The sequence below is a fragment of the Candidatus Hydrogenedentota bacterium genome (assembly GCA_019695095.1).
GTDB lineage: Bacteria > Hydrogenedentota > Hydrogenedentia > Hydrogenedentales > SLHB01 > JAIBAQ01.
On the sequence record JAIBAQ010000216.1, the window covers coordinates 1 to 9,259 of the forward strand.

Here is a 9,259-nt window from a genome sequence, read left to right on the forward strand (position 1 = left end):
AAATGGACCGTGACCTTCACAGCTATGGAGACAGACCCCATGCTGTTGGTGGAACTTAGGCAGGTTTCGACGCAAGACAACCTGCTCATGGCCCTTCCCGTGGATGCAATTGCCGCGGATTTCGCCAGACATAGCGTCAAATCACCCTGATCGGGTCATTTGTGGACACGTTGCGTGTTCGCCCCAAGTCAACTTTGTGAAGTGGACATGCGTTTGTTAGACTGATGTCTCGTTTGTTCTTCGGCTTTGGATGGCAGGGGCAAGCGTTTTGCACCTTTGCGCTTGGAGGAGTCTCTAAAATGAACGTTTCGTGGAAAGCCATTAGTTTCACGTTTGCGGTAATGGTGTTTATGCACGGGCTTGGTTGTCAACAGCCAGCCGCTCCGAATACTCCCGGTTCAGATTCTGGTGAACCTTTGCAGGCAGCCGCGCCGGATAAACTCGTCTCGGTTCCTCCCGCGCCGACTCCTAAGCCTTCTACGAGTCCAGCAGAATCCGCAGCCCCTCCGGCAATTCAAACGCCAAGTCCTGCCCCTGCGCCTCCGACTGCAGTCCCGGTGGCCGCATCTCAAGCAGTCACAGAACCTGTTCCCGGGCCTGTGGATGTTGCCGACACTGCCGTCAATCTCGTACCGAACGGTGACTTCAATGAGTGGCCAGACGGCATACGAGTCCCGCTCGAATGGACGCATGCCTACGGCTACACCCTTGAGAAGATGCCATCCACCATCAGCGCGTACAGTGGAACGACATACGACAATTGGAAAGCTGTCGAACAGACATGGCGTGAAAGCGATGGCGCGGACTCCGTGCTGCGGCAATTCGGCGTCAATGTCAAAGGCCTGGCGAAGGACACCGACTACCGCTTGTCATTCAAAGCCAAGAACCCCGGAGGAGTCACCGCAGTCGTCGCGGTTTGGGGTATCATTGACGAAAAGAAGAGCAAAGTCGAACGAATTGCATCGCCGCTCATTCAACTCGTCCAATCGGAGAACTTCCGCGATTACTCAGCGGTGTTCAACAGCGGCAGTTTCGAGACTATCCGCATCGTGACAGCTTGCCCGAAAGCGAAGTTCCCGGCTACAGTCATCTGGGATCGCTTCGAATTGCACGCAAACGCTGCTGACACATCTAACTTGTTGGCGAACGGATCGATCGCTTTGTGGCCGGATGGTGTGCGCCTTCCCACGGAATGGACACACGGGTTCGGCTATTCGGTAGACGATATTCCGTCTCAAGTCGAGCGCTATGAAGACGGAGTGCCGCTCGCGGGCTTTGGCGTCCTCCAAACATGGAACAAGCCTGATGCAAATGACTCCATCTTCCGGCAATTCGGACAGACAGTTAAGAATGTCAAACCGAAGACTCTGTACCGCGTGCGAGTGAAGGCGCTGAATCTCTCTGATAAGGCGGCTCTCGTTTCCGTCTGGGATGTCTCTGGAGGCGAGAATGGCCCCGTCAAGAAGCTGGCGGAGCCGTTTATCCAGGCAAAGCCGTCCGCGGAATTCGGATTCCTCGACTATACGGCCGTATTCGACTCGGGGAGCGCGTCGGCCGTTCGCATCGTAACGTTGAGCCAAGACGCCGGAACCAAAGTAGTCTGGGCGGGCTTTGAACTGCTTGAAGTTGGTCCAGCAAAGTAGTTGCGGCGAGAGAGGCGATAGCTAGCGGTAACTGATTCCTCGTAAGCATCGGTGGAGTCGTGTCCCGCGCGAGTCATGAGAAATGGATGAATCGATGCATTGCCGTGGATAGCGGCAGCGCAATAAGCATTGCAATCGATGCGCGCTCCGCAAATGCTGAGAGGCGCGTGGGAATCGGTTCCTACTGCAAGGAGCTGATCCAGGGAATGCTCCATTTGTCGCCCCCTCCCGAGTTGCGCCTATACATCGACAATCCACCGATCGGTGACTTCTGCGAACCCAACGAACACGTTCACGTTCGCGTTCTACCATCCGCACGCGGCTGGACGCATCGCATCCTGGGCCCGGAGTTGAGACGGTCGCGCCCGAATGTATTCTTCTCGCCCGGGCTTCAAGTCCCGTGGCGAGCGCCTTGCCCAGTAGTCGTTTCGGCTCTTGACGTCGCGTACCGGACCTTTCCGGACTACTTTCCGTTGCGCTTTCGCTTGTCTGCACGACTTCAAGCGGCAAATGCTTTCCGAAGGGCCGATAAGATCATAGCCATCAGCGAATCCACCAAGCGCGATGTTTGCCGTCTCTATCACGTTCCGCCTGAAGACGTGCATGTGTGCCTACTCGGAGTCTCGGACCGTTTTCGTCCCGTTGCTGACGCGTCCCGCCTTGAAGAGGTGCGCGCCAAATACCGTCTGCCTGAACGCTTCCTCCTGTATGTCGGTGCGATACAGCCCCGCAAGAATCTTCCGCGGCTGATTGAAGCCTTCGCCCGATTTTACGCCGCCCACCCTGCGGCGCCACAGCATCTCGTCCTTGCGGGCAAAGCCGGTTGGATGGAAGAAGGCACGATGCGCGCGATCGAGTCTTGTCCCGTACGAAATCGCATTCATACGCCGGGGTTCATAGACGACGAAGACCTTCCGGCCGTTCTTACGGCTGCCGATGCGTTGGCATTTGTGTCGCTTTGGGAAGGTTTTGGTCTTCCCGCTCTGGAAGCGATGGCCTGCGGCACGCCCGTACTGGCCTCAAATTGCTCGTCCTTGCCTGAAGTGGTGGGAGAAACTGGTATACTTGTTGACCCATATGACGCACACGATATTGAGCGCGGCATTGAAGATCTCTTACTGGATAGTGAACGAAGAGCGCTATTGGCGGCCAACGCGAGACGACGCGCAGCATCCTTCTCGTGGGAAAAGACAGCTCAGAGTATTTATAGGATACTGACTTCCGTCGCTGGCTGAGGAATTCGTTGTGTAATTGCCCCGACTGTTGGACGAGTGGGAGGAGAACTGGGTTGGCATCTATGATAAGCATACACTCAACACGCCGAAAATCACTGGTGCCCATTTTGAAAAGATGTGCTCAATGGCTTGTCCGCCCCAAGACACTCATCTTAAACTCCCGATTCTCATATCGCTTAATTGATGCATACTGTTCTGGAAAGGGCATCGAAATTGGACCCGGGGCAAACCCGTACACGTCGTCTAGGAGGACAATCTACGTTGACAAGTTCTCCGCGTTGCTTGATGCCAGGAAATCGCGAATCTTCGTCGACGTCAACAGCGACGCGGCACACCTCCCTTTTGCTTCTCATTGTTTTGATTATCTTTGTTCCTCGCATGTCCTAGAACATATGCCAAACACAATCTCCGTACTCGAGGAATGGGCACGCGTGCTCAAGCCGGGTGGGCGTTTGGTGCTAAGACTACCTCATGCAAATCGCACTTTTGATCGAATACGACCTAAGACTACTCTTGAACACCATATTAAAGACTCTGAACTCTCTGTCGACTATAGCGATCCAACTCACTGGGAAGAGTGGGAAGATACTGTCAGCAAGACTGATGGGCACCTCTGGAAGGACTCTGCTCGGCAGAAAGACGGCAGCTTCGACTTTCAGTACATAGTCCGGCGGGGTCTAATTCACTATCACGTGTGGACTCAAAACGAGATGGTCAGATTGCTGCAGTATCTGGATTTCACAATACTAGTGGCGCTTGATCGAGTATTGGATGATGACATTAGTTTCTTAATCATTGCGGAAGCACCGACGCGTCGTGACAGGCACAGGCCGAATGAAAGGTTGACCGAATAGGTGACTGAAAGAATCGAGACTATCCTGGGATGAATACACCTTGTCGACAACCTCGCGTAAACGATAGGCTGCAGCCGCGCTAAATGCTCAGTTCGTTCTCAGAACGAGTTCACCGGTTGGTGAAAACGCACGTTTTCCCTGACAAGAAGATGGTGTTCCGCCAACAAGTGGCGCTTGCCGTTGCCGCAGCCATTGCCGTCGCCGTTTTGGGCTGGGAGAAATCCATCCTCATTGCTTGTGGCGTGCCCGCCCTGATGGTTCTGGTCTTTGGCCCGTCGGCATTCATTGCCATCTTGTACTGCGTACTGCTCCTGTTTAGCCACCAATACTACTCGGTCGCAACATGGAGCTTTGGCGGAATCGTCTGGCATCCAAGAGAAATACTCCTCTTTCTACTGATGGGTCACGTGGCATATCTTGTGCTCCTGCGTAAAGTTCACGTGGGAGTTCATACGGTTCACATTGGAATGCTCTCGCTTGCTGTCTACTTCATCTTGGCAATGTTCACGGGAATAATGCGGAGAGTCGACACATCCTCTCTGATTGGCGAAGCTCGCTTCCCCTTCTTCATCCTCTCGTACTTCCTGCTGGTCGCCCTTATTCGTGACCGTCGCCAAGCGCGCAGAATGCTCTTTGTAGTTCTATCCGTTACGATACTTGTGGCAACCGTCTCTATCGCCTACTTCCTCTATGCCTCGTTAACAGGAAACCTGGTTCAGCTACATCAGACGCCCTGGGGTGAATTCATGCTATATCCCCTTGGAAAATTCACGTTTCAGATGGTTCGTCCCAATGGCCACGCACTCTTCGAGATGTTTCTGGTCATCGCCGTGAGCCTGGCCCTGGCCAGAAACGTTAGGTTCCGATTTCGTGTGTTCTGGACGGCCATCGCCTGCATTCTCGGCGCCGCAATCTTCATTACGTTCATGCGAACGGCATATGCTTCCGCTGCGGTTTCTCTTGCGGTGCTCACCTTGCTCTGTTTGCCGGGACGCCGTCTGCCCTACGTGATGGTTTCCATGGTGGGCATAGGAATCATGGCGGTCCTGGCATTCACAAGCTTCAGGCTGCTGTCCGGCGCAATGCTGACAGGGTACGAAGTCGAGGCGTCGTTGCGCGCTCGTTTCATCGAGATGGCTGGAGCCCTGAACGCTTTCATGCAACATCCTCTCTTTGGGGTCGGACTCGGAGGTGGATTTGAAGCCCTGGACATGGCCCAGAGCGGCGAACAACTCGCCGCAGGCGTTCGCGAATACACCACCGTACACAACATCTGGATGTACTACCTCTACAAAGGAGGTCTAGTGGGCTTGTTGTTCGTCATCACAGCCTACAGCCTAATTGTCGTATCAGGTCAGGCTCTAGTACTCGCGGAAGCTGAGCCCAAATCTCGGGCCTTGGCGCGTGGCGTTTTGGCGGCCTTTGTGGGACAACTTGTGGCAGGACTGGCCATGCCCCGTTTCTTGTATCCACAGGGGTACGTCGTTATTGCACTCGTGGCGTGCTTCTTCTACGCAAATCGAAACCACGCGAAAGTGAGCCCGCCCAGGATTCCGCCCAATGCAGGAGAGTAAGAGCAGTGTCAATCAGACAGTTTATAGAGAGCAATAGACGCTTGAGCGCCAAGATAATGGCCCGGCTGCCGCAAGCCAGAGTCAATTTCGAGACATTGTACCTGGATAGAGTCTTGAACTTCAGACATCTCTCTGGGACAGGAATGGTCATAGATGTTGGAGGAGGCCGATCAAGCCGCCTGACTTCAATCCTAGACCACGAGGAACTTCGTTCCGTCATATCGCTAGACGTCTCCCTTGAAGAACTGCGTTTAAATTTCGGAGTCCGAAAACGTTGCGTTGCCGACATGTCGCGAGCCATTCCCATGTCTGATAACAGTATCGCGATGATGGTATCTCGAAGCGTGGTGGAGCATATGATGGATGTCAACCACTTCCTCGAAGAGTCGTATCGCGTCATGGAGCCTGGGGGCGTGTGCATTCACTTCTTCCCTTCGAGCAACTCCCCATTTGCGTTAGTCAACAGAGCACTCCCCAATTCCTTGACGAAGAAGCTGATACATGCGATCTACGAAGAGTCAAAAGGAATTTGTGGATTTCCAGCCCATTACGATCAATGCACGTACTCGAAATTCAGACGGGCGGCAGTTAATAAGGGATTCGAAATTGAAGAAGTCTTCTGCGGATATCACCAGTCGCACTATTTCGGCTTCTTCCTGCCGGCTTTTGTGTTGTTTGCATTCTACGACTGGTTGATCTACAGCACAGACCAACGAGCACTTTGTGCATACCTGATTTTTGTAATGAGAAAACCCGCGCTCGAGAAATAGGCTCTTCCTAGCTAATGTGAAGAAAGAGAGATCGCTACCATGGAGCGACGGACTTTTTTGAAGGGACTCCTCCCCATTTCTCTTAGCCTGCTCTTGCACTGCCAGAAGACGCGCAGAAGCCCAAACATCGTTCTCATTGTGTTTGACGCAGTGCGTGCTGACCACACCAGTGCGTGGGGATACGGGCTCGATACCACGCCGAATCTGAGCCAATTCCTTCGAACCAGTACGAAGTATTCTTGGGCGTATGCCACCGCGCCGTGGACATTACCTTCGCACGCATCCATGTTCACCGGGCTGTTTGCCTTTGAACACGGAGCTCACACCGTGCTGGATGCCTCAAAGGGAGAGGTAGCGGAAATTGCGTTGAGTGAGACAATCCCAACCGCAGCCCAGATTCTTGCCGCGAAAGGGTATGCCACGGCCGGGTACTGTGCAAGCACGAACCCCCCAGGTTTTCTCGGAGAGCGGTGGGGGTTGGGGCGCGGTTTTGAGACTTACAGGCTCCTGTCAAACCAAAGTGAAGGCACCCGGGCGGCTGAAGATGCACTCTACCCAGAAATCATGAACTGGATACGGGGCCAAAGCGACCGCCCGTATTTTCTTTTTGTCAATATTCGAGATGCACACACGCCGTACAACCTGACGCTTCCACCAGGAGTCAGTTTTCCGCCTGCCTCCAGAGATGCGAATCTTCCGTTTCAATTAAAAGAGGCCGTGGCCTCGGGATCGGGATCCATAGACCGCAGGTTGATCGAGGAAGTCACAAAGCAATATGACTTGGGCGTCTACAACGCCGACAGAGCCTTGGGCCTGCTTCTAAAGGGATTGCAGGACTCGGGACATTTCGACAATAGTCTGATCATCGTGACTTCAGACCACGGAGAGTACCTGGGGGAGCACCATCTAGCTATCCACGGCCAAGATGTGCACGAAGCTGTTATACGAGTCCCTCTGGCTGTAAAACTGGTCAATCAATCCGCAGCAATGCAGGTGCATACCCCCGCATCACTAGTCCAGATTTTCCCAAGCATGATGGCGGCCGCGGGGATCTATCGCCCAGACTTGAAACCATTCCTGGGAGCGAGGCAAAACCCTCCAATTATCGCGGAAGAGTACTATGCCCGGGCCATCGAGTTTAAGCACCCTGTCGCTGGAAAACGATTCCGGCGAATACGTACCGCGTACATAGAGTGGCCTTGGAAGCTTATACATTCAACGGACGGATTACACGAGCTTTACAATATCGAGGAAGATGCGCTGGAAGTGAACGATTGTCTGCAGGCTGAACCTGTCCGGGTAGCATCAATGATGGAAAGACTGGCAGCCATTAAGCCCGGGAATCAGGCCCCCACGAGCCCCAGTCAAGAGGTACCGGAGTTAACCGAAGAGGAGAAGAAGGCCTTGAAGTCAGAAGGGTATCTCTGAATGTCTGTTGCCGCGACTAATCGTCAATTGACAGGCAGAGTTTCTTTTGTGGCGTCGTAATTCAGCCGACTGCACGTGCCTACGCAGGTTGCGCACCCACATGTTCTCCGCATTGGGAATGCGCTCTGCAAAGGGCCCAATCACCCGGCACTCCGAAGACAGGGGAAAGCTTGGATAGCTCCTAATCACGATTCGATATCGCAGGGCATAGTCGGTCCGTGAGCGCGTGTATTGAATCCCATATGCCGGGATTCCTCAAGAAGACGTGGCCTTGCATCTAGTTCCAGTCGTGATCATGATAGTCGCGGAGACCCATTCAGCGAATTGCAGCGGGCTGTGTGTTCGTCAAAACCCCTGTCGCATGAATTCAAGGTCCTGTGCGGTGGGGTTTCGCTCACGCACGACATGGCCCGGTGATGAATTTGGGATAAGGAACACTGGATGAAAGTAGTCATGTTCGGAAACGCGCCGGAAATCAATGCCGGTGTGCGCTATCGCGTGCTGAAGTTTGCGGACATGCTTCGAAAGGATGGACACAAGTGCATCGTGTGTCTTCCTTCCTCGTCGGCGTTGTACCGTCGTTGCTGGGAGAAGGGAAGCAAACTGAGAAAGGCCGCCTACGTCTTTCTGACGTTTCTGCGCCGCCTTGCACAAATGCGCCACGTACCCGGCGCGGATGTGGTCTTCTTTAGGGGGCCCCTGATGACGCACGGGTACGGCCCTCCGCTTCTTGAGTACTTGGCAGTATTTCTGAACAGGCGGATTGTCTTCGATATCGACGATGCCATTTGGGAGCCGCCGGATGGCGTAAACAGCCCGCTTCTGTTCCTGGTAGACTTCAATTGGACATGGAAGATGTGCCGCATTTGTAGACATGCCGTGGTAGGCAATCGCTATCTGTTCGAGCACGTATCCGCGCGCGGCATACCGTCCACCATTGTCCCAACGTGCATCGACATGGAGATTCACACCCAGAAACAGTATGTGCAGCGCGCCGATGCTCCCATTGTACTGGGCTGGGCCGGCGTACACACCAATCAAGAGTACCTTGACATCATTATCGATGTGGTTCGAGACTTGTCGAAAAAGCACAACATCGTTTTGTCTGTCGCGAGCGATCGCCCTTATGAGCGCACGGACGCTCCAATCATTAACGTCAAATGGGAGCTTCAACACGCCATTGACTACCACAGAGACGCCGACATCGGCCTAATGCCGCTATCGGAATCGCGCTGCGCCCGGGGCAAGTGCGCTTTCAAGGCGCTGCAGTATATGGGAGTAGGTACGCCGTGCGTGGTCTCTCCCGTAGGTATGAACTGCGAAGTAGTTGAAGACGGCATCAACGGCTTCCTGGCGGATTCCCCTGAAGACTGGCGTGATAAGCTGGAACGGTTGATTGTCGATGCATCATTGAGAGAACGAATGGGCCGGGCTGCGCGAGATACGGTCCTGGCAAAATACTCCCATCAAGGCAACTATCCAAAGTTTCTTGAAAGCATGCGCTCGGCAGCAGGGATTCAAAAATGACTGAAGATGCCAATCCGCTTGTGGTGGCCGCCGATTGGCTCGGCGCTCTCACGGGCTATATCGATAGACACGGACTTCGTGGTTATGACCCATTCGATGTCAAGCAACACGCACTTATTCGTGCAACCCAGCCCTACAAGTGGCCTCGGAGGGCGACCACCCTGTTGTGCGACGTGTTTCCGCTCGCAACACGTCGAATTCTCCGAGTTGCGACTACGGAAAATCCAA

At 53.9% G+C, this 9,259-nt stretch carries 8 protein-coding genes; all 8 read left to right on the forward strand.

Annotated elements, in window-relative coordinates; translation table 11 throughout:
- Positions 1-299 precede the first annotated feature (299 nt).
- Positions 300-1,643 carry a hypothetical protein gene (locus K1Y02_22900; protein ID MBX7259228.1) on the forward strand — a complete coding sequence of 448 codons (1,344 nt, stop codon included), beginning with the start codon at positions 300-302 and terminating at the stop codon, positions 1,641-1,643.
- 86 nt (positions 1,644-1,729) lie between these two features.
- Positions 1,730-2,878, forward strand: a complete 1,149-nt coding sequence (locus K1Y02_22905) for a glycosyltransferase family 4 protein (GenBank protein ID MBX7259229.1) — start codon at positions 1,730-1,732, stop codon at positions 2,876-2,878.
- A gap of 278 nt (positions 2,879-3,156) precedes the next feature.
- Entirely contained in the window at positions 3,157-3,732 is a 576-nt protein-coding gene (locus tag K1Y02_22910; GenBank protein ID MBX7259230.1) for a class I SAM-dependent methyltransferase, read from the forward strand.
- A gap of 119 nt (positions 3,733-3,851) precedes the next feature.
- Positions 3,852-5,306 (forward strand): O-antigen ligase family protein, encoded by a 1,455-nt coding sequence (locus K1Y02_22915; protein ID MBX7259231.1) that lies wholly within the window; start codon positions 3,852-3,854, stop codon positions 5,304-5,306.
- Positions 5,307-5,449: 143 nt separating this feature from the next.
- Positions 5,450-6,076: a class I SAM-dependent methyltransferase gene (locus tag K1Y02_22920; protein MBX7259232.1), complete on the forward strand. Its 627-nt coding sequence runs from the start codon at positions 5,450-5,452 to the stop codon at positions 6,074-6,076.
- A gap of 39 nt (positions 6,077-6,115) precedes the next feature.
- Positions 6,116-7,504 carry a sulfatase gene (locus K1Y02_22925; GenBank protein ID MBX7259233.1) on the forward strand — a complete coding sequence of 463 codons (1,389 nt, stop codon included), beginning with the start codon at positions 6,116-6,118 and terminating at the stop codon, positions 7,502-7,504.
- A 441-nt stretch (positions 7,505-7,945) separates the two neighbouring features.
- Positions 7,946-9,031, forward strand: a complete 1,086-nt coding sequence (locus K1Y02_22930) for a glycosyltransferase family 4 protein (protein ID MBX7259234.1) — start codon at positions 7,946-7,948, stop codon at positions 9,029-9,031.
- On the forward strand, positions 9,028-9,259 hold a 232-nt coding region (locus tag K1Y02_22935), incomplete at its 3' end, for a hypothetical protein (protein MBX7259235.1). The genes K1Y02_22930 and K1Y02_22935, both read left to right, overlap by 4 nt.

Bases quoted from the DNA above. Each gene is read 5' to 3' on its own strand.
- K1Y02_22930 (MBX7259234.1), top strand. From the start codon at position 7,946: ATGAAAGTAGTCATGTTCGGAAACGCGCCGGAAATCAATGCCGGTGTG.
- K1Y02_22900 (MBX7259228.1), top strand. From the start codon at position 300: ATGAACGTTTCGTGGAAAGCCATTAGTTTCACGTTTGCGGTAATGGTG.
- K1Y02_22905 (MBX7259229.1), top strand. From the start codon at position 1,730: ATGAATCGATGCATTGCCGTGGATAGCGGCAGCGCAATAAGCATTGCA.
- K1Y02_22920 (MBX7259232.1), top strand. From the start codon at position 5,450: ATGGTCATAGATGTTGGAGGAGGCCGATCAAGCCGCCTGACTTCAATC.
- K1Y02_22925 (MBX7259233.1), top strand. From the start codon at position 6,116: ATGGAGCGACGGACTTTTTTGAAGGGACTCCTCCCCATTTCTCTTAGC.